The sequence below is a fragment of the Ramlibacter sp. MAHUQ-53 genome (assembly GCF_052600055.1).
Window position 1 is genome coordinate 139,681 of the sequence record NZ_JBQWTS010000002.1, and the last position, 20,043, is coordinate 159,723.

The window sequence follows — 20,043 nt, forward strand, 5'->3', positions numbered from 1 at the left end:
CGGCTGCATCAGCGCCGCGCGCGCCTGCTCCGGCGTGCCGCCGGGCAGTTCGCCGTAGACCTTCTGCCATGCGGTGAGCAGACAGGGTGCGAAGAGCTGGTGGCCGACGATGGCGCGCGGCGCGGATCGCGTCGACCACCGTGCCGGCCTCGGAATCGGCTTGCAGGTAGGGGGGTAGGGGAAGCCGGACTTCGCGAAGCCCAGGGCGTCGCTGGCCACCACCGCATCGCCCTGGCCGGCGGACATCGCCGCGAGCAGGACGGTCTCGCCGTCCTGCGGGTTGGCCAGGGTGCGGGGCTTTTGTACGTCCGTCCCTTGGCGTAGGCCACCTGCACGTCGCACGCGGCGGCCCCGGCGAGGGCGCGCAGGCCGGTCAGCTTGATCTGCAACCTTCTGCAAGCGGCCCCTCGGTGCGACCACCGGGCCGCGCCAGCCTCGGCAGCGTCCGCTCGCCCGTCCGCTCGATATGCCGCCGCGCCGCCTTCTCCGCGCGGTGGCCGTCGCCGGCCAGCACGGCGTCGGCGATCTCGCGGTATTCCAGCGTCATCGCGTCCAGGTCGGCCCTCGTGAGCAGGGTGAAGAACTGGGTGCGGAACAAGTGGGCCTGCCAACTGGGCAGGGCCCGCACCAGCTCCGGGTTGCCGGCGATCTCGAGCATCACCTGGTAGAAGCGGGCGCGCTCCTCGAGCAGCTGCGGCAGGTCCGCGGCGGGGCGCGGCTCGACCAGGGGCTTCGCCGCCGCGGTGAAGGCGGCCGCATGGCCCTTGAGGTCGATGCGGCCGGCCGCCAGCCGCGCCGCCAGCCCGGTCAGCACCTCCAGCACCGCGAGCAGGTTGCGCGCGTCCTCGGCGGTCAGCCCGCGCACCACCGCGCCGCGGTGCGGAATGATCTCCACCACGCCATGCGAGGCCAGGATCTTGAGCGCCTCGCGCACCGTGCTGCGGCCCACGCCCAGGCGGGCCGTGAGGTCGGCCTCCACCAGCCGCTGGCCCACCAGGTACTCCCGCCGCAGCAGGCCCCGGGTGATGACCGCGGCCACCCGGTCCGGGCTGCTGGCGGGCAGGGTCTTGGCGGCGGGCGCCGGGCGGGCGGGGGCGGAGCGGGGCATCAGGGCGTCTCGCAGGGGACAGAAAATTCTAGGCGGAATTGTCTGACAATTTGACGTCTCAAGAGTAGTGAAGATAATGGCCTGATTGTCAGACAATCCGGCCCCGCCTGCTGGCGGTCCGGTGTCCAAGAAAGGCCTGTCTTGTTCGAACTCCCGCCCCATGTCGTCGCCCTGCGCGAGCGCCTGCTCGCCTTCATGGACGAACATATCTACCCCAACGAGCGCCGCTACTACGAGGAGGCCGAGCGCCTGGGGCCCTGGGCGGTCTACCCGGTCATCGAGGAGCTCAAGCCCCTGGCGCGAGCGGCGGGCCTGTGGAACCTGTTCCTGCCCGAGAAGGGCCATGGCGCCGGCCTCACCAACCTGGAGTACGCACCGCTGTGCGAGGTCATGGGCCGCGCCCACCTCGCGCCCGAGGTGTTCAACTGCTCGGCCCCCGACACCGGCAACATGGAGGTGCTCGCCCGCTACGGCACGCCCGAGCAGCAGGCGCGCTGGCTCACGCCGCTGCTGGCCGGCGAGATCCGCTCCTGCTTCGCCATGACCGAGCCGGCCGTGGCCTCCAGCGACGCCACCAACATCGAGGCCTCCATCGTCCGCGACGGCGACGACTACGTGCTCAATGGCCACAAGTGGTACACCACCAACGGCACCGACCCGCGCTGCAAGATCGCCATCTTCATGGGCAAGACCGACCCGCAGAACCCGGACCGCCACCGCCAGCAGTCCATGATCCTGGTGCCCATGGACGCGCCGGGCGTGCGCGTCGTGCGCCCGCTGGCGGTGTTCGGCTTCTACGGCGTGCCCGACCGCGCCTCGGAGGTGGTCTTCGAGAACGTGCGCGTGCCCGCCTCCAACATGCTGCTCGGCGAGGGCCGCGGCTTCGAGATCGCGCAGGGCCGGCTCGGCCCGGGTCGCATCCACCACTGCATGCGCCTCATCGGCCTGGCCGAGCGCTCGCTGGAGATGATGTGCGAGCGCGGCCTCTCGCGCGTGGCCTTCGGCAAGCCGGTGGCCCTGCAGGGGCCGTGGGGCGAGCGCATCGCGCAGGCCCGCATCCTGATCGAGCAGTCGCGCCTGCTGACGCTGCAGACCGCGCACCTGATGGATACCGTCGGCAACAAGGAGGCCAAGGCCCACATCGCCATGATCAAGGTGGCCGTGCCGGCCATGGCCTGCCAGGTCACCGACTGGGCCATCCAGATGTTCGGCGGCGGCGGCACCAACAACGACCTGGGCCTGGCCAGCGCCTATGCCACCGCGCGCCTGCTGCGCCTGGCCGACGGGCCCGACGAAGTGCACCGCCAGCAGCTCGCGAAGCTGGAACTGGCCAAGCACAAGAAGGCAGCGGCATGACTGGCGCACCGGCCCCCGGCATCGACCTGCGCGCGCTCGACGCGTGGCTCGCCGGGCGCGTGGCGGGCCTCGCGCCGCTGGCCGGGATCCGGCAGTTCCAGGGCGGCCAGTCCAATCCCACCTTCCTCCTCACCGACGCCGCGGGCCGGCGCTACGTGCTGCGCAAGAAGCCCGACGGCGTGCTGCTGCCCTCGGCCCATGCCATCGACCGCGAGTACCGCGTGATGCAGGCCCTGGCCGGCACCGCGGTGCCGGTGCCGAAGGTGCTGTGCTACTGCGACGAGCCGGGCGTGATCGGCGCGCCGTTCTACCTGATGGATTTCGTCGAGGGCCGCATCTTCTGGGACCCGGCCCTGCCCGAGCTGCAGGCGCCGCAGCGCGCCGCGATGTACGACGAGATGAACCGCGTGATCGCCGCGCTGCACACGGTGGACCCGGCGGCGGTGGGCCTGGGCGACTACGGCCGGCCCGAGGGCTTCTTCCAGCGGCAGGTCGAGCGCTGGACGAAGCAGTACCGCGCCTCGGCCACCGGGGAGATCGAGGCGATGGAGCGGCTGATCGAGTGGCTGCCGCAGCATCTTCCCGCAACCTCGCTGTCCGGCGTCTTCCATGGCGACTTCCGCCTCGACAACCTGATCTTCCACCCCACCGAGCCGCGCGTGCTCGCGGTGCTCGATTGGGAGCTGTCCACGCTGGGCGACCCGCGCGGCGACTTCGCCTACCACCTGCTGCCCTGGCGCCTGACCTCCGCCGAATTCCGCGGCATGGCCGAACGCGACCTCGCGTCGCTGGGCATCCCCAGCGAGGCCGACTACGTGCGCCGCTACGCCGAGCGCACCGGGCGGGAGGTGGACCCGGCCGACCACGAGTTCGGCGTGATCTACAGCATGTTCCGGCTCGCGGCCATCCTGCAGGGCATCCTCAAGCGCTCGCTCGATGGCACGGCCGCCGACCCGAAGGCCCATGAGACCGGCCTGAAGGCCCGCGGCGTGGCCGAGGCGGCGTGGCGGCAGGTGCAGGCCCACTGGCCCGGCGCCTGAGTCCACCCGCACCAAGACAACGGCACGCGCGAACCGAACCGCCGAATCCAGGAGACCCGATGCCCGACACCCGAATCGAACTGCAGGCCGGCCGGCTGGTGCGGGCCTACGCGTCTCGCCCGGCGAACGTGGCCGACCTGCTGCACGCCAGCTTCGCCGGGGCGGGGGAGGCCACCGCCATCGTCGACGGCGCGCGCCGCGTCAGCTACCGCGAGCTGTCCGCGCTGGCCGGCACGGTGGCTGCCAACCTCGCCGCCGCGGGTGTGCGCGCCGGCGACCGGGTGGCGGTGATGCTGCCCAATGGCCTGGACGCGATGGTCTCGGTGGTCGCCATCGCCTGGCTCGGCGCGGTGATCGTGCCGATCGGCACGCGCCTCAAGCGTCCCGAAATCAGCCACATCTTCGGCGACAGCGAGCCGGTGGCCGTGGTCTACGCGCCCGAGTTCGCGCCCGAGCTGCCGTCCGAAGGCCCGGCCCTGCGCCTGGCCGCCGGCAGCGCCGCCTGGGCCCGCCTCGACGAGTCACAGGGCGCGCCACTGCCCACGCCCGCCCTCGCGCAGGACGACCTGTTTGGCATCCTCTACACCTCCGGCACCACCGGCCGCCCCAAGGGCGCGATGCTCACGCACTTCAACGTGGTGCACTCCTGCCTGCACTGGCCCGCCGTGCTGGGCCTGGGGCGCGGCGAGCGCACCGTGCTGTGCATCCCCTGGTCGCATGTGGCCGGCCTGTGCGGCGTGGTGCTGCCGTTCCTGGCGATCGGCGCCACGCTGGCCATGATGGCGGAATTCAAGCGCCGCGAGTTCCTGCAGCTCGCGCAGGCCGAGCGCATCACCCACGCGCTGATGGTGCCGGCCATGTATGGCCTGTGCCTGCTGGAGCCCGACCTCGCCTCGTTCGACCTCGGGTCCTGGCGCCTCGGCGTGTACGGCAGCGCCCCCATGCCCGAGCCCACCATCCGCCGCTTCGCCGAGGCCTTCCCGCAGCTGCAGATGTGCAATGCCTACGGCGCCACCGAAACCACCTCGCCCACCACCATCATGCCGCCCGGCGACGGCGTGGCGCACTCGGAGAGCATCGGCCGGGTCGTGCCCTGCGGCGACATCCGCGTGATGGACGAACAGGGCCGCGAGCTGCCCCCCGGCGAGGAGGGCGAGCTGTGGATCGGCGGGCCGATGGTGGTCCCCGGCTACTGGCGCAACCCGCAGGCCGATGCGGACGCGTTCGCCGGCGGCTACTGGAAGTCGGGCGACATCGGCGCCATCGACGCGCAGGGCTACGTGCGCATCGCCGACCGCAAGAAGGACATGATCAACCGCGGCGGCTACAAGGTGTACCCGGCGGAAGTGGAGAACGTGCTCACCGGGCTGGCCGGCGTGGTCGAGGCCGCGGTGGTGGGCCGACCGGACGACATCCTCGGAGAACTCGTGGTCGCCTTCCTCAACGTCAACCAGCCGCTGGACGCCGCGCAGGTGCGCGCCTTCTGCGCCGAGCGCATGGCCGACTACAAAGTGCCGGGCCGCGTCGTCATCGGCCAGCAGCCGCTGCCGCGCAACGCCAACGGCAAGATCCAGAAGGCCGACCTGCGCCGCATGGCGCTGGAGCTGCCCGCCGAAGGAGGCCGCGCGTGATGGACCTGGACCGCACCCCCGTCCTGGTGGGCATCGGCACCGCCACCCAGCGCGAGGAGGACTTCCGCCGGGCCCTGGAGCCGATGGACCTGATGCTGCAGGCCGTGCGCGCCGCCGGCGCCGACACCGGCAGCGCCGCGGCCCTGCCCGGCGCGCAGTGGATCGCGGTGCCGCGCGGGCGATGGCGCTACACCAACCCCTCGGGCGAGATCGCCCGCAGCATCGGCGCGAAGGAGGCCACCAGCGTCTTCACCACCGTCGGCGTGCTGCAGCAGACCCTGATCGGCGAGGCCTGCGGCCGCATCGCCCGCGGCGAATCGCACACCACCCTGGTGGCGGGCTCCGATGCCGGCTACCGCCTGCTGCGCGCCCAGATCGCCGGCGAGACCGCACCCGAGCGCAGCGAGCAGGGCGCACCCGACGTGCTGCTGGAGCCCAAGGAGGAACTGCGCCACCCGGTGGAGCGCCGCGCCGGCCTGAAGATGCCGGTGGGCCTGTACGCGCTGATGGAGAGCGCCTTCCGCCATGCCCAGGGCTGGAGCGTGGAGGAACACCGCGACCGCCTGGCCGCCCTGGTCGCGGGCTTCAGCCGTGTCGCCGCCGACAACCCGCACGCCTGGACCCGCCGCGTCGTCGAGGCGGCCGAGATCCGCGAGGCCGGCCCGCGCAACCCGATGCAGGCCTTCCCCTATGCCAGGCTGCACTGCTCGTCGTGGAACGTGGACCAGGCGGCGGCCTTGCTCTTTTGCTCGGCGCGCCGGGCGCAGGAACTGGGCATCCCGCGCGAGCGCTGGGTGTTCCCGCTGGCCAGCACCGAGTCCAATCACATGGTGGCCCTGGCCGCGCGCGAGAAGCTGCACGAGTGCGAGGGCGCGCGCGTCGCCGGCGAGGCGGCCCTGGCCGCGGCCGGCCTGCGCGCCGAGCAGGTGGACCTGGTGGAGCTTTACAGCTGTTTCCCCATCGCGGTGCAGGCCTACGCGCGGGCCCTGGGCCTGCCGCTGGACCGCCCGCTCACCGTCACCGGCGGCATGAATTTCGCGGGCGGCCCCTACAACAACTACCAGCTGCAAAGCACCGCCCGCGCCGCCGAACTGCTGCGGGCCGGGCAGGGCCGCACCGCCCTGGTGTCCTGCGTCTCCGGCATCCTGACCAAGCAGGCCTTCGGCCTGTGGTCCACCGAGCCCGGCGCGGGCTTCGTGCAGCAGGACGTGAGTGGCGAGGTGGCCCGCCGCACCGGCGTGCTGCCGGTGGTGGACGGCTACACCGGCGCGGGCTGCGTGGCCGGCTGCACCGTGCTGCATGGCCGTGACCAGGCGCCGCGCGGCGTGCTGCTGGTGGACACGCCCGAGGGCCGGCGCGCCCTGGTCACGAGCACGAACCCCGCCCTCGTCGACGCGCTCCAGCGCGAGGAATTCGTGGGCCGTGCGGTGCAGGTGGTGAACGACGAGGTGACCGCATGACCAAGACTGTGGAGGAACTGCTGGTCACCACCTGCGGGTGCGCCGCGCGCACGCCATACCCCTGAGGGCCTCAGGCCGGCGGCCAGTCCCCGACCAGGCCCAGCGTGCGCGAGATGTCCTCGGCGGTCCCGCGCACCATGCGGCGGATTGAGGACAGGTGCGGCGCCATGCGCGCCGCCGGGCCGCCGGCGCTGACCGCGGCCATCACCCGGCCGCTGGCGTCGAAGATCGGCGCGGCGACCGACATGACCTCGGCGACCGTGCCGCTGTCGGTCACGCTCACCTGCTCCTCGCGTACCCGGGCCAGGGCGGCCAGCAGGGCCTTGCGCGAACCCACGGTCTTGCGCGTGAGCTTCTCGAAGTGCACGCGCTCCAGGATCGCCTCGACCTCGGCCGGCGGCAGGTAGGCCAGCATGGCGTGGCCGGTGCCGGTGGCATAGGAGGGCTTGAGGGAATCCGGCAGCACGCTGAATCGCAGCCAGTTGCCCGACTCGATCACCGAGACATAACGGCAGTTCATGCCGTCCGCGGTCAGCACCGCGAGGAAGCTGGTCTCGCCGGTGCGCCGGCTCAGGCTCTGCAGGCTCTCGCGGGCGCACTCCGGGAAGTTGCGCCGCGCGCTCGCCGCCATCGCCGCGCCCAGGGCAACGGCGAGGGGGCCAAGCCGGTACACGCCGGACGCCACCTCCAGGTGGCCCGACCCCTGCAGGGTCCTGAGCATCGTGAACAGCGTCGTCTTGGGAACGCCCAGGGCCTCGCACAGCTGGCCGAGGGTGCGGCCCTGCGGGTGCTCCGCGAGGTGGCCCAGCACCTGCATCACGCGCAGGATCGCGCGCGGGCCGGGGGCGCTGCCTTCCAGGGCCTGCAGCTCGAACACGGGGGCCTCGATCATGCGCCGGCCCGCTTACTCGGGCTGGATGCCGGCCAGGGCCACGTTGCGGCCCCAGATCTCGAGCTGGCGCTTGACCAGGTCGTTGAAGGCGCGCGGGTCCGAGGGCGTGGGCTCGGCGCCCAGGCCGGTGATGCGCTCGCGCACCTCGGGCTTGGCCAGTGCGCGCTGCAGCGCGCCGGAGACCTTCTCCACCACCTCCGCGGGCAGGCCGGCGGGGCCGAACATGCCGGTCCAGGCGGCGAGGTCGAAGTCCTTCAGGCCCAGGGCCTCCTCCACGGTGGGCAGCTCGGGGGCGAGCGCCGAGCGCTTGGCCGAGGTCACGGCCAGCGGGCGCAGGCGGCCGGACTGCAGGTGCGGGCGGGCCGAGGCCAGGTCCACCACGATGAACTGGGCCTGGCCGCCCACCACGTCGGTCAGGGCCGGCGGGCTGCTCTTGTAGGGGATGCCGACCGCGCCCATGTTCATGAGGCGGTTGATCGCCTCGGCCGGAATCTGCACCGTGGGCGTGCCGTAGGCGTAGTTGATCTTGCCCTTGTTCTGCTGCGCGTACGTCACCAGCTCCTGCGCGGTGCGCACCGGCAGGCTGGCGTTGACCGCGAGGATGAAGGGGAAGTAGGCCACGCCGCCCAGGGGCGTGAACTCGGCCACCGGGTCGTAGGGCAGCTTCTTGAACAGGTGCGGGTTGACCGAGTGCGTGGTGTTCGAGGTGAGCATCAGCGTGTAGCCGTCGGCGGGCGACTTGGCCACCGCGGTGGCGGCGATCTGCGCCGAGGCGCCGGGGCGGTTGTCCACCACGAAGGGCTGGCCCAGGGCCTGGCGCAGTTCCTCGGCGACCAGGCGCGAGATGATGTCGGTGCCGCTGCCCGGGCCGAAGCCGATGATGATCTTCACCGGATTCCTCGGGTAGCCGCCGGCCTGGGCGGAAGCGGTCGCGGGCAGGCCGCCCAGGCCGCCGAGGGCGGCGGCGGACAGCAGCTGGTTGAAGTGTCGGCGTTGCATCGTTGTCTCCTGTGTCGGTGTTGTCGAAGCGGTGAAGGGGGCTCAGGCGGCGGGCGCCCGCACGGCGCCGGCCGCGACGAGCGCCGCGCGGCGCCCGCTGTCATACCCGAGTTCCTCGAGGATCTCCAGGCTGTGTTCCCCGAGCACGGGGGCGGGGCCGGCCCAGGGCACGGGCTGGCCGTCCACGAGCCAGGGCAGGCGCACCAGCGGCACGCCCTCGCTGGGCATGAAGGTGCCGCGCTCGGCGGCGATGTCGCTCACCACCGCCTGCTCCAGGCCGCTGGCCTGCGTCACCGGCACGCCGGCGCGGGTGAAGCGCTCGACCCAGGTGGCCACGTCCTCGGCGCCCAGGCGGGCGTTGATCTCGGCCTCCAGCGCCTTCACGTGGCGCGTGCGGGCGGCCAGGGTCTGGAAGCGCTCGTCGGCGGCCAGCTCCGGGTCCGCGAGGGCCTGCACCACCGCCTCCCACAGGCGCTGGCTCGGCGCGGCGATCATCAGATCGCCGTCGCGCGCCCGGTACACCTGGTAGGGCGCGGCGATGGGGTTGCCCGAGCCGGCCTTGGGCGGGCGCTGGCCGCTGAGGCGGGCGGCGGTGGCCTGGTAGGGGATGACGCTGAAGGCCGTGTCGATGAGGGCGGTCTCCATGCGGCCGATGCGGGCGCCCTGGCTGCGCGCGAACAGCGCCGCGAGGATGCCCATGGCGATCCACTGGCCCGTGCCCAGGTCGATGAGGGAGGGCGCGCAGCGCGTGGGCGGCGAGCCCTCGTGGCCCGTCATCTGCATGATGCCGCTGAAGGCCTGCACCAGCGGGTCGTAGCCGGGCATCGATTGGCCGCGCGGCCCGGCGCCGAAGGCGTTGAGGTCGTAGTACAGCACCTGCGGGTTGGCGCGGCGCGCCGCGGCCTCGCCGATGCCCAGGCGGTCGGCCACGCCGGGGCGCATGCTTTGCAGCACCACGTCGCTGCGGCCGACGAGGGCCAGCGCCACCTCCACCGCCTCGGGCTTCTTCAGGTCCAGCGCGAGGCCGCGCTTGCCCGCGCCCATGTGGCGGTGGGTCAGGCTCTTGCCGTCCACCAGGGGCGGCCAGGCGCGGGCGTCGTCGCCCTCGAGCGATTCGACCTTGACCACGTCGGCGCCGAGCTGCGCCAGGATCATGGTGGCGAACGGGCCGGCCATGTTGGAGCTGAAGTCGGCGATGCGCACGCCGCGCAGCGGCTGCAGGGGAGGGGTGTCGGGGCGGGCGGTCACGGCAGCACCTTGGCGTCGCGCAGTCGTTGCAGTTCGTCGTCGGCGTAGCCGAGGCTGCGCAGCAGGGCGTCGGCGTCGGCGCCCACGGCGGGCGGGGCGCCGGCGGGGCCGGCGGGGGTGGCGCTGAAGTCGACCGGCGTGGCGACGCCGTTGGCCGCCTCGGGGGCCGCGCCGCCCGCGGCCTCGGGCACGCGCACGAAGGCGCCGGCGGCGATGGCCTGCGGGTCGGCGATGACCTCGTCGATCGAGTTCACCGGCGCCCACCAGACGTCCTGCGCGCGGAAGATCCCGGCCCACTCGGCGCGGCTGCGGGTGGCCAGCGCGGCGTCGATGGCGGCGACCAGCTCGGGCGCGTTGCGGCGGCGGTCGCGCGGGGTCTTGAAGCGCTCGTCCTCCACCAGGTGGGCCAGGCCCAGGGCCTGGGTGATCACCGGCCAGTGCCGCTCCGATTCCGCGCCCACCAGCCAGAACCACTTGCCGTCGCCGGAGCGGTACAGGTTCATCAGCGGGTTCTGCGGCTTGGTGCGCGGCGGCGGCGAGGCGGCGCGGCCCAGGCCGATGCGCGAGGACACGTCCATGCCGATGGCGTAGATGCCGGTGCGCAGCAGCGAGGTCGCCACCAGCTGGCCCTGGCCGGTGCGCTCGCGGTGGAACAGCGCGGCGCAGATGCCGGAGACCAGCGAGAGCGCACTCACGTTGTCGCCCAGGCCGCCCGGCAGGATCGGCGGCTGGCCGCCCTCGGGCGTGGCGCGCTCGGCCAGGCCGCTGCGGCCGGAGAAGGCCGCCATGTCGTAGCCCGGCGCGTCGCGGTCCGGGCCCTCCAGGCCGTAGGCGGTGAGGCTGGCGTAGACCAGGCGCGGGAAGCGCCGGCGCAGCGTGTCGGGGTCGAGGCCCACGCGCTCGAGGAACTGCGGGCGCATGTTGGTGATGAACACGTCCGCCGTGGCGAGCAGCCGCTCCATCAGCACGCGGCCCTCGGGCGCGTTGACGTCCAGCGCGAGGCTCCTCTTGCCCCGGTTGTACAGGTCGAAGGGCGGGCAGCGCGCCTCCCTGGAGCCGGAGAGCGCGGAGAACAGCTTGCGCATCGGGTCGCCGCCGGGCATCTCCACCTTCACCACCTCGGCGCCCCAGTCGGCCAGGATGCCGCCGGCGGCGGGGCCGGCGACCCACAGGCCCATCTCGACGACGCGCACGCCGGCGAGCGCGCCGCCCGCGTGTTGCGCCGCGGTCTCTTGCGCCATGCCGGTCATGCCTTCTTCCTCCCGCGGAACACCGGCGGGCGTTTCTCCATGAAGGCGCGCGGGCCCTCCTTGGCGTCGTCCATCGCCGCGTTCTCCTTGGTGCACTGGGTCTCGATGGCGAAGGCCTCGTCCAGCGGCAGGCCGCTGCTGCGGACCATGACCTCCTTGGTCTTTTCCAGGGCCACCGGCGCGCCCAGGCTCACTCGGCGGGCGATGTCCAGGGCCTTCTCCAGCACCTGGTCCTGCGGCACCACCCAGTTCACCAGGCCCATGGCCTGCGCGCGCTCGGCGGAGACCGGCTCGCCCAGCATCAGCAGCTCCATCGCATGGGCCCAGGGCACCTGGCGCGGCATGCGAACCAGCGAGCCGCCGCTGGCGATCAGGCCGCGGCGCACCTCGGTCACGGCGAGCGTGGCGTTGCCGGCCATCACCCGCAGGTCGGTGGCCAGCACGAACTCGGCGCCGCCGGCATGGGCATGGCCGTTGATGGCGGCGATCACCGGCTTGTAGAAGCTGGCGCCGCGCAGCAGGGCGCGGCCCAGGGCCTTGCGGTCGGCGGCGAAGCGCTCCTCCCACTCGCCCTCGGGCGGGCGGGTGCGCATCATCAGCGGGATCAGGCTGCCCATGTCGCCGCCGGCGCAGAAGGCCTGGTCGCCGGCGCCGGTGACGACCACGGCGCGGACGTCGTCGTCCTTCGCGACCTCGTCCCAGAAGTCGGCCAGCTTGACCACCATCTCGGGCGAGAGGGCGTTGCGCTTCTCGGGGCGGTTGAGGGTGACCAGGGCCACGTCGCCCCGGCGCTCCACGATCAGGTGGGACATCGTTCTTTCTTCCATGGGATTCAGGGGGCGGTCCGCGCGCGCACGGCCTCACCGGCGCCGCTGCGCAGGCCGAGGTAGTCGGCCTTGCCGTTGGGGCCGCGCCCGACGGAGTCGACGAAGACCACATGGCGCGGCACCTTGTGGCCGGCCAGGCGGTCGCGTACGTGCTGGATCAGGGTCTCCGCCGCCAGCTGCGCGCCGGCCGCCAGTTCGACCACCGCGGCCACGCTCTCGCCGAAGCGCTCGTGGGGGATGCCGACCACCACGGTGTCGCGCACCTGCGGCAGCAGCTTGATGCACTCCTCGACCTCCTCCGGGAAGACCTTCTCGCCGCCGGAGTTGATGCTGACGGAGCCGCGCCCCAGCAGGGTCACCGAGCCGTCCGCCTCGACCCGGGCGAAGTCGCCGGGGATGGCGTAGCGCACGCCGTCGATCACGGGGAAGGTGGCGGCGGTCTTCTGCGGGTCGCCGTAGTAGCCCAGGGGCACGCCGCCGCGCACCGCGATGCGGCCGACCTCGGGGCTGCCGGGGGGCAGGGGGCGGCCCTCGGCGTCGAGCACCACTGCGTTCTTGCCGAGCTTGAAGCGGGCGGCCTCGCTGGCGCGCTCGCGCGAGGAGACCGCGCGGCCCATGCCGCTGGCCTCGCTGCTATTGAGGAAGTCCACCAGCACCGCGTGGCGCGCGTGCTCCAGCAGGCGCTGCTTGTTGGCGGGGCTCCACATCATCCCGGAGGAGGAGACGGCCTTGAGGCTGGACAGGTCCCAGCGCGCGGGCTCGGCGTCGAGCGCGTCCACCATGGGGCGGCAGAAGGCGTCGCCGACGATGCACAGCTCGGTCACGCGGCGGTCCTGCACGGCGTCGAGCAGCTCGGTCATGTCCAGCGTGCGGCTCGTGAGCGTGACCACGGTGCCGCCGCGATTGAGGATGGTGGAGGCGAAGACATAGGCCGTGCCGTGCATCAGCGGCGCGGCGGGCAGGCCCACGGGGGCGGCGCTGTCCGGATCGGTCACGCGCCGGCGCACGTGGCCGAGGTCGGCCTGCGCCGGGTCGGCGGTGGTGTTGGAGGCGATGTACAGGTCATGCTGGCGCCACATCACGCCCCGCGGATGGCCGGTGGTGCCGCCGGTGTAGACCAGGACCAGGTCGTCGCCGGAACGCGGCCTGGCGCCCTGGGGCCGCTCGGCGCGGGGCGGGGCCGCCGCGGCGAGGGCGCTGGCCCAGCCCGGGCAGAGCGCCGGGTCGCCCACGTAGAGCCAGGCGCGCACCTTGGGGCACTGCGCGCGGATCTCCTCGATGGTGGCAGTGAAGCTGGCGTCGAACACCACGGCGCTGGCGTCGGCGTTGTCCCAGAGGAAGCGCAGCTCCTGCTGCTTGTAGCGGTAGTTGGTGTTCACCGGCACCAGCGAGACCTTCAGGCAGGCAAAGGCGGCCTGAAGGTACTCGGGGCCGTTGTACAGGTACAGGGCCACCTTGTCCTGGTGCCGGCAGCCCGCGCGCAGCAGCCAGTCGGCGATGCCGTTGGCGCGCTGGTCGAACTCGCGCCAGGTCAGGGTGAGGCCGCCGTGCACCTGGGCCGGGCGCTCGGGGCAGGCCTGGGCGACGGCTTCCCAGACGTCGGCGAAGTTCCATTCGGCCGCGGGGGCGCCGGGGTCCGGGGGGCGGGGGCCGGTGGCGGTCGGTTCCATGCCGGTGATTCTGAATGGGGCTGTCTTTGTTCCGAATGCGGAATTGCCCTTGCATGTCCGGGGTGGTGATGACAAGAGATCAATAATTCAAGTAATATTGAATCATGGAAGAAGATGCAGTCATCAAGGCCCTCGCCGCCCTGGCCCAGCCGGCGCGGCTGAAGGTGTTCCGTGCTCTGGTGGTCACCGGCGTGCAGGGGCTGACCCCGTCGGTGATGGCCGAGGGCCTGGGCATCTCCCCCAGCGCGCTGTCGTTCCACCTCAAGGAGCTGCTCAACGCCGGGCTGGTCACGCAGGAGCGCGCCAGCCGGCACCTGATCTACCGCGCCAGCTTCGACCGCATGAACGCGGTGCTCGGCTACCTCACGCAGAACTGCTGCGAGGGCGAAGCCTGCGCCGTCGAACCGGCGGCTGCGGCCTGCGGCTGCTGAACCCGCCTTTTTCACAAGGAGCCCCCCATGAAGCGTTTCCATGTGCACACCCATGTCCCCGACCTGCAGGCGGGCATCGCCTTCTACTCCAAGCTGTTCGGCGCGGCGCCGGCCCGCGTCGAGGCCGACTACGCCAAGTGGATGCTGGACGACCCGCGCCTGAACTTCGCCATCTCCACCCGCGGCGAGGCGCCGGGCATCGACCACCTGGGCTTCCAGGTCGACTCCGAGGAGGAACTCGCCGGCCTCAAGGCCCGGGCCGAGGCCGCCGACATGGCGCTGCTCGACGAGGGCAGCACCACCTGCTGCTACGCCCGCAGCGACAAGCACTGGGTCGTCGACCCGGCCGGCATCGCCTGGGAGCATTTCCACACGCTGGGCGACATCCCCGTCTTCAGCGAGAAGCAGGCGGCCGAGCCCGCGCCTGCCGCCCCCGCCTGCTGCGCGCCGCGCGGCAAGCCGGTGGGCATCGCTGTCAAACCGGCGTCATCCTGCTGCTGACACTGTCGACATGACCGAACCGACCTACAACATCCTGTTCGTCTGCACCGCCAACAGCGCGCGGTCGATCATCGCGGAGGCCCTGACCAACGCGCTGGCCGCGGGCCGCTTCAAGGCCTGGTCCGCCGGCAGCCAGCCGAGCGGCGCTGTGCATCCGATGGCGCTCCAGGAATTGCGCCGCCTGGGCATCCCCGTCGACGGCCTGCGAAGCAAGGGCTGGGCGGAGTTCGCCGCGCCGGGCGCGCCGCAGATGGACTTCGTCTTCACCGTGTGCGACCAGGCGGCCGGCGAGGCCTGCCCGGTGTGGCCGGGCCAGCCGGTGACGGCCCACTGGGGCATGCCGGACCCCGCGGCGGCCCAGGGCAGCGAGGAGGCCCGCCTGCGCGCCTTCCGCGACGTCGCCGTGATGATGAAGCGCCGCCTCGAGCTGCTCCTGGCGCTGCCCGTCGAGCGGCTGGACCGCATGGCGATGCAGCACCATGTCCGCGAGATCGGCCAGTCATGACCACCCACATCCTGATCCTGTGCACCCACAACTCGGCGCGCAGCGTCCTGGCCGAGGGCATGCTCAATCACTGGGCGCGCAAGCTGGGCCGCGACGTGCGGGCCCACAGCGCGGGCAGCGCGCCGAGCGGCCGCATCAACCCGCACGCGCTGCAGGCCCTGGGCCAGGCCGGCGTCGACACCGAGGGCTACCGCAGCAAGAGCTGGGACGAGTTCACGCAGCCCGGCGCGCCGCCCATGCGCCTCGTGATCACCGTGTGCGACAGCGCCGCGGCCGAACAATGCCCGTACTGGCCCGGCGGCCCGGTGAAGGTGCACTGGGGCTACCCCGACCCCTCCGGCGCCGCCGAGGCCGACAAGCCCCGGGCCTTCGAGCTCACGCGCCAGGCCATCGGCTACCGCATGCTGCAGCTGCTGCAGCTGCCGCTCGAATCGATGGACGACACCTCCCTGCGACAGGCCCTGGCCGAAATCGCCCGCCACTGACATGAACGACACCCTCACCCCGGCCGCGGCCGCCCCGGCGGCCCGGCCCGCCATCGGCTTCTTCGAGCGTTACCTCACCCTGTGGGTGGCCCTGTGCATCGTCGCCGGCGTGGCGCTGGGCCAGGGGCTGCCCGGCCTGTTCAAGGCCGTCGCCGCCCTCGAGGTGGCGAAGGTCAACCTGCCGGTGGGCCTCCTGATCTGGGTGATGATCATCCCGATGCTGCTGAAGATCGACTTCGCCGCCCTCGGGCAGGTGAGGGCGCATGCGCGCGGCATCGGCGTGACGCTGTTCGTGAACTGGGCGGTCAAGCCCTTCTCGATGGCCCTGCTCGGGTGGATCTTCATCCGCCACGTGTTCGCGCCCTGGCTGCCCGCCGACCAGGTGGACAGCTACATCGCCGGCCTGATCCTGCTGGCCGCCGCGCCCTGCACGGCGATGGTGTTCGTCTGGAGCCAGCTGTGCAAGGGCGACCCGTACTTCACCCTCTCGCAGGTGGCGCTGAACGACGCGATCATGGTGGTGGCCTTCGCGCCCATCGTGGCCCTGCTGCTGGGGCTGTCGTCGATCGCCGTGCCCTGGGACACGCTGATGGTCTCGGTGGGCCTGTACATCGTGGTCCCGGTGGTGATCGCCCAGGCCTGGCGGCGCGCGCTGCTGGCGCGCGGCACGGCGCACTTCGAGGCGGTGGCGGCGCGCCTGGGGCCGTTCTCGATCTCGGCGCTGCTGCTGACGCTGGTGCTGCTGTTCGCGTTCCAGGGCGAGGCGCTGCTGCGCGAGCCGCTGGTGATCGCGCTGCTGGCGGTGCCGATCCTGCTGCAGGTGGTGCTGAACTCGGGCCTGGCCTACTGGCTCAATCGCCGCTTCGGCGTCCAGCACTGCGTCGCCGGCCCCTCGGCGCTGATCGGGGCGAGCAACTTCTTCGAGCTGGCGGTGGCCACCGCGATCAGCCTGTTCGGCTTCCAGTCGGGCGCGGCGCTGGCCACGGTGGTGGGCGTGCTGATCGAGGTGCCGGTGATGCTGGCCGTGGTGGCGGTGGTGAACCGCTCGCAGGGCTGGTACGAGGGCCGCGCCGCCGCCTGAGGCGCTGCGACGCCGGGGCGCCGGGGCGCCGGGGCGGGCCCCCGGCCGGCTGTACGATTGCGGTCAGTTTGGATGCATAGATTCACGGCGCGGCCCGCGCCGTTTCCCTCGCGTGCGGGCCTCTCCCATCACAAAAGCCACGAGGAGCCCCATGAGCATCTACGACCAGGACCTGGACCCGAACCCCGCCAACCACGCGGCGCTCTCGCCGGTCAGCTTCGTCGAGCGCAGCGCCGAAGTCTTCGGCGACCTGCCCGCGGTGATCCACGGCAGGCGCCGCTACACCTGGGCCCAGATGCGTGAGCGCTCGGCCCGCCTCGCCGCGGCGCTGAAGGCGCTGGGCGTGGGCCGCGGCAGCACCGTCAGCGTGATGCTGCCCAACACCCCCGAGATGGTCGAGGCGCACTACGCGGTGCCGGCCCTCGGCGCGGTGCTCAACACCCTCAACACCCGCCTGGACGCCAGCCTGCTGGCCTGGCAGATGAACCACTGCGAGGCCTCGGTCCTGGTCACCGACAGCGAGTTCGCGCCGGTGATGGGCAAGGCCCTGGCCCTGCTGCAGTCGCAGCACGGGCGCACCGTGACCGTGGTCGACGTGTGCGACAGCGAGTTCGCCGGCCCGCACGAGCGCCTGGGCGCGCACGCGTACGAGGACCTGCTGGCCGCCCACGCGCCCCTGGACCGCCTGGAAGGCCCGCAGGACGAGTGGGACGCCATCGCCATCAGCTACACCAGCGGCACCACCGGCGACCCCAAGGGCGTGGTCACCCACCACCGCGGCGCCTACCTGAACGCGGTGTGCAACGCCGCCACCTGGACCCTGCCGCACTTCCCGCGCTACCTGTGGACGCTGCCGATGTTCCACTGCAACGGCTGGTGCTTCCCGTGGACGCTGGCGATGCTGGGCGGCACCCATGTGTGCCTGCGCCACATCAGCGCGCAGTCCATCCTCGAGGCGATGCGCGAGCACCGGGTGGACCACTACTGCGCGGCCCCCATCGTCCACAGCCTGATCTACAACGCGCCGGCCGAACTGCGCCAGGGCATCGACTGGCAGGTGCGCGGCATGGTCGCCGGCGCCGCGCCGCCGGCCGCGATGATCGAGGGCATGGCGAAGATCGGCTTCGCCATCACCCATGTCTACGGCCTGACCGAGGTCTACGGCCCCGCCGCGGTGGCGGTGCAGCGGCCCTCGTGGGCCGGCGAGAGCCTCTCGGAGCAGACCCGCCTGAACGGCCGCCAGGGCGTGCGCTACCCGCTGCAGGAGGGCATGACGGTGATGGACCCGGAAACGATGCGCGAGGTGCCGGCCGACGGCCAGTCCATGGGCGAGATCATGTTCCGCGGCAACATCGTCATGAAGGGCTACCTGAAGAACCCCGCGGCGACGAAGCAGGCCTTCGCCGGCGGCTGGTTCCACACCGGCGACCTGGCGGTCATGGAGCCGGACCGCTACGTCAAGATCAAGGACCGCAGCAAGGACGTGATCATCTCCGGCGGCGAGAACATCAGCTCCATCGAGGTCGAGGATGCCCTGTACCGCCACCCCGCGGTGCTGGCCTGCGCGGTGGTGGCCAAGCCCGACCCGAAGTGGGGCGAGACGCCGCTGGCCTATGTGGAGGTCAAGCCCGGCGCCACGGTGACCGCGCAGGACCTGGTGGCCCATTGCCGCGAGGTGCTGGCGCACTACAAGGTGCCGCGCGAGATCCGCTTCGAGGAGATCCCCAAGACCTCGACCGGCAAGATCCAGAAGTTCCAGCTGCGCGAGCGCGCGAAGTCGGCCTCGGCGATCGGGTGAGCCGCCGGCGCACCGGATGCCCACGACCACGACAGGAGACGAGACGATGCCCCAGGACACCACCCCCGGCCTGCCGGTGCTGCGCGAGGACGACGGCCGCGGCCTCGTCACCCTGACCCTGAACCGGCCGCAGGCGTTCAACGCGCTCGGCGAGGAGGTGCTGGCGGCGCTGCAGCGCGAGCTGGCGTCGCTGGCCGACGACGAGTCGGTGCGGGTGGTGGTCATCGCCGCCGCCGGCAAGGCCTTCTGCGCGGGCCACGACCTCAGGCAGATGCTGGCCGACCCGCGCGAGGCCTACTACCGCGACCTGTTTTCGCGCTGCGGCCAGGTGATGCTGGCCATCAACCGCCTGCCGGTGCCGGTGATCGCCAAGGTGCAGGGCGTGGCCACGGCCGCGGGCTGCCAGCTGGTGGCGCAGTGCGACCTCGCGGTGGCCTCCAGCACCGCGAAGTTCGCGGTCAGCGGCATCAACCTCGGCCTGTTCTGCGCCACGCCCAGCGTCGCGCTCTCGCGCAACGTGGGGCGCAAGCAGGCCTTCGAGATGCTGGTGACGGGCGAGTTCATCGACGCCGGGGAGGCGCGGGCGCGCGGGCTGGTGAACCGCGTCGCCGAGCCCGAGGCGCTGGACGCCGCGGTGGAGGCGCTGGTGGACAGCATCCTGGCCAAGCCGCGCGTGGCGCTGGCGATGGGCAAGCAGCTGTTCTACCGGCAGCTCGAGGCGGGGCTGGAGGCGGCCTACCAGGACGCGGTGCAGACCATGGCCTGCAACATGGTCGACGCCTGCGCGCAGGACGGCGTGCGGGCCTTCGTGGAGAAGAAGCCGGCGCGCCCCTGACCGCAGGAGGTCAGGACAGGCCGCCGCAACTGCAAGGGTGATGCGGCGCCTGCCCCTCAGACCCCGCGTCCCCCCGAGAGGTCGAACACCGCGCCGGTGCAGAAGGAGCACTCCTGCGAGCACATCCAGGTGATCATCGCGGCGGCCTCGTCCAGGCTGCCCGCGCGGCCCATCGGGATGCGCGCGAGGGCCGCCTGCATGTACTCCGGGGTCAGTTGCGACAGCAACTCGGTGGCGACCAGGGCCGGCGCGATCGCGTTCACCACCACGCCCGATCCCGCCAGCTCCTTGCCCATGGATTTGGTCAGGCCCACCAGTCCCGCCTTGGAGGCCGCATAGGCGGCGATGTTCTTCGGGCCCTCGTTGGCCGCCACCGAGGCGATGTTCACGATGTGACCGCCCTGGCGCCTCAGGTGGGGCAGGGCCGCCTGGCTCACCACCAGGGCCGCGGTCAGGTTGATCGCCAGGATGCGGTCCCAGGCGCTTCGCCTGACGTCCCAGAACGGGCCGTTGTCACCCACGATGCCCGCGCCGTTGACGAGGATGTCCAGCCGGCCGAAGTGCTGCGTGGCCTGCGCCATCGCGGCCTGCACGCGCGCGTCGTCGGTGACGTCGACCTGCTGCACGAGCACCCGCGGGCCGTGTGCGCCGTGCACGGCGTCCAGGCGGGCGGCGTCGATGTCCCAGACGGCCACGCGCGCGCCTTCCGCCACCAGCCGGTCGACCGTCGCTCGCCCCATGCCCGAGGCGCCTCCGGTGACCAGGGCCACCCGGCCTTCGAAGCGCCCGGGAATGATGCGGGGGGATGCGGGGGCGTGGACCATGGCTCGGAGTCTCCTGTTCGTTGGAATGGCCGGCACTATGCCCGGGCACGCCGGGCCGGGGAAATGGCGATTCCGCATGACCCATGTGTCCACGGGCATGGG

Annotated in this window: 19 protein-coding genes; 11 read left to right on the forward strand and 8 right to left on the reverse strand. The window is 72.4% G+C overall.

The genetic code is table 11. The features are described from left to right. Positions 1-373: 373 nt before the first annotated feature. The gene (locus ACT80S_RS04040; RefSeq protein ID WP_377412915.1) at positions 374-1,108 is read right to left on the reverse strand and encodes a GntR family transcriptional regulator; all 735 of its coding nucleotides are present in this window, start codon (positions 1,106-1,108) and stop codon (positions 374-376) included. 141 nt (positions 1,109-1,249) lie between these two features. On the opposite strand from ACT80S_RS04040, the gene ACT80S_RS04045 reads away from it, so the two are divergent. Genes ACT80S_RS04045 through ACT80S_RS04060 form a run of 4 tightly spaced genes read left to right on the forward strand, consistent with a single transcriptional unit; the run spans position 1,250 to position 6,595 of the window. Then, a complete protein-coding gene (locus ACT80S_RS04045; RefSeq protein WP_377412918.1) occupies positions 1,250-2,464 on the forward strand; it encodes an acyl-CoA dehydrogenase family protein in 1,215 nt (404 codons plus the stop codon). Next, positions 2,461-3,504: a phosphotransferase family protein gene (locus ACT80S_RS04050; protein WP_377412921.1), complete on the forward strand. Its 1,044-nt coding sequence runs from the start codon at positions 2,461-2,463 to the stop codon at positions 3,502-3,504. Before ACT80S_RS04045 ends, ACT80S_RS04050 begins: the two co-directional genes overlap by 4 nt. Positions 3,505-3,563: 59 nt before the next feature. Next, a complete protein-coding gene (locus ACT80S_RS04055; protein ID WP_377412924.1) occupies positions 3,564-5,135 on the forward strand; it encodes a class I adenylate-forming enzyme family protein in 1,572 nt (523 codons plus the stop codon). Further along, entirely contained in the window at positions 5,135-6,595 is a 1,461-nt protein-coding gene (locus tag ACT80S_RS04060; RefSeq protein ID WP_377412927.1) for a hypothetical protein, read from the forward strand. Before ACT80S_RS04055 ends, ACT80S_RS04060 begins: the two co-directional genes overlap by 1 nt. 70 nt (positions 6,596-6,665) lie before the next feature. On the opposite strand, the gene ACT80S_RS04065 is transcribed toward ACT80S_RS04060, so the two are convergent. From ACT80S_RS04065 to ACT80S_RS04090, 6 genes are read right to left on the reverse strand one after another with little or no spacing between them, the layout of a single operon-like run. After that, the gene (locus ACT80S_RS04065) at positions 6,666-7,487 is read right to left on the reverse strand and encodes an IclR family transcriptional regulator (protein WP_377412931.1); all 822 of its coding nucleotides are present in this window, start codon (positions 7,485-7,487) and stop codon (positions 6,666-6,668) included. Positions 7,488-7,499: 12 nt separating this feature from the next. Further along, the gene (locus ACT80S_RS04070; protein ID WP_377412935.1) at positions 7,500-8,486 is read right to left on the reverse strand and encodes a Bug family tripartite tricarboxylate transporter substrate binding protein; all 987 of its coding nucleotides are present in this window, start codon (positions 8,484-8,486) and stop codon (positions 7,500-7,502) included. A 42-nt stretch (positions 8,487-8,528) separates the two neighbouring features. Then, complete coding sequence (locus ACT80S_RS04075; protein ID WP_377412938.1) at positions 8,529-9,734, reverse strand: CaiB/BaiF CoA transferase family protein; 1,206 nt, start codon at positions 9,732-9,734, stop codon at positions 8,529-8,531. Continuing rightward, positions 9,731-10,975 carry a CaiB/BaiF CoA transferase family protein gene (locus ACT80S_RS04080; RefSeq protein WP_377412942.1) on the reverse strand — a complete coding sequence of 415 codons (1,245 nt, stop codon included), beginning with the start codon at positions 10,973-10,975 and terminating at the stop codon, positions 9,731-9,733. Before ACT80S_RS04080 ends, ACT80S_RS04075 begins: the two co-directional genes overlap by 4 nt. Positions 10,976-10,980: 5 nt before the next feature. Next, positions 10,981-11,796 carry an enoyl-CoA hydratase-related protein gene (locus ACT80S_RS04085; RefSeq protein WP_377412945.1) on the reverse strand — a complete coding sequence of 272 codons (816 nt, stop codon included), beginning with the start codon at positions 11,794-11,796 and terminating at the stop codon, positions 10,981-10,983. A 20-nt stretch (positions 11,797-11,816) separates the two neighbouring features. Continuing rightward, positions 11,817-13,481: an AMP-binding protein gene (locus ACT80S_RS04090; RefSeq protein WP_377412948.1), complete on the reverse strand. Its 1,665-nt coding sequence runs from the start codon at positions 13,479-13,481 to the stop codon at positions 11,817-11,819. A gap of 104 nt (positions 13,482-13,585) precedes the next feature. On the opposite strand from ACT80S_RS04090, the gene ACT80S_RS04095 reads away from it, so the two are divergent. The 7 genes from ACT80S_RS04095 to ACT80S_RS04125 all read left to right on the forward strand — a co-directional run bounded on the left by ACT80S_RS04095 (position 13,586) and on the right by ACT80S_RS04125 (position 19,117). Then, a complete protein-coding gene (locus tag ACT80S_RS04095) occupies positions 13,586-13,912 on the forward strand; it encodes an ArsR/SmtB family transcription factor (protein ID WP_377412951.1) in 327 nt (108 codons plus the stop codon). Between the two features lie 27 nt (positions 13,913-13,939). Further along, on the forward strand, positions 13,940-14,413 hold the full coding sequence (locus ACT80S_RS04100; protein WP_377412954.1) for an ArsI/CadI family heavy metal resistance metalloenzyme: 474 nt from the start codon (positions 13,940-13,942) through the stop codon (positions 14,411-14,413). Positions 14,414-14,423: 10 nt separating this feature from the next. Next, a complete protein-coding gene (locus ACT80S_RS04105) occupies positions 14,424-14,918 on the forward strand; it encodes an arsenate reductase ArsC (protein ID WP_377412957.1) in 495 nt (164 codons plus the stop codon). Next, complete coding sequence (locus tag ACT80S_RS04110) at positions 14,915-15,403, forward strand: arsenate reductase ArsC (RefSeq protein ID WP_377412960.1); 489 nt, start codon at positions 14,915-14,917, stop codon at positions 15,401-15,403. Before ACT80S_RS04105 ends, ACT80S_RS04110 begins: the two co-directional genes overlap by 4 nt. A gap of 1 nt (position 15,404) precedes the next feature. Continuing rightward, positions 15,405-16,484, forward strand: coding sequence for an ACR3 family arsenite efflux transporter (gene arsB / locus ACT80S_RS04115; protein ID WP_377412964.1), 1,080 nt, complete (start codon positions 15,405-15,407; stop codon positions 16,482-16,484). Between the two features lie 151 nt (positions 16,485-16,635). Continuing rightward, on the forward strand, positions 16,636-18,282 hold the full coding sequence (locus ACT80S_RS04120) for an acyl-CoA synthetase (protein ID WP_377412967.1): 1,647 nt from the start codon (positions 16,636-16,638) through the stop codon (positions 18,280-18,282). 46 nt (positions 18,283-18,328) lie between these two features. Further along, on the forward strand, positions 18,329-19,117 hold the full coding sequence (locus tag ACT80S_RS04125) for an enoyl-CoA hydratase (protein WP_377412970.1): 789 nt from the start codon (positions 18,329-18,331) through the stop codon (positions 19,115-19,117). A gap of 56 nt (positions 19,118-19,173) precedes the next feature. Here ACT80S_RS04125 and ACT80S_RS04130 read toward each other — a convergent pair whose 3' ends face one another. Then, entirely contained in the window at positions 19,174-19,941 is a 768-nt protein-coding gene (locus tag ACT80S_RS04130) for an SDR family NAD(P)-dependent oxidoreductase (RefSeq protein WP_377412973.1), read from the reverse strand. Positions 19,942-20,043: the final 102 nt, after the last annotated feature.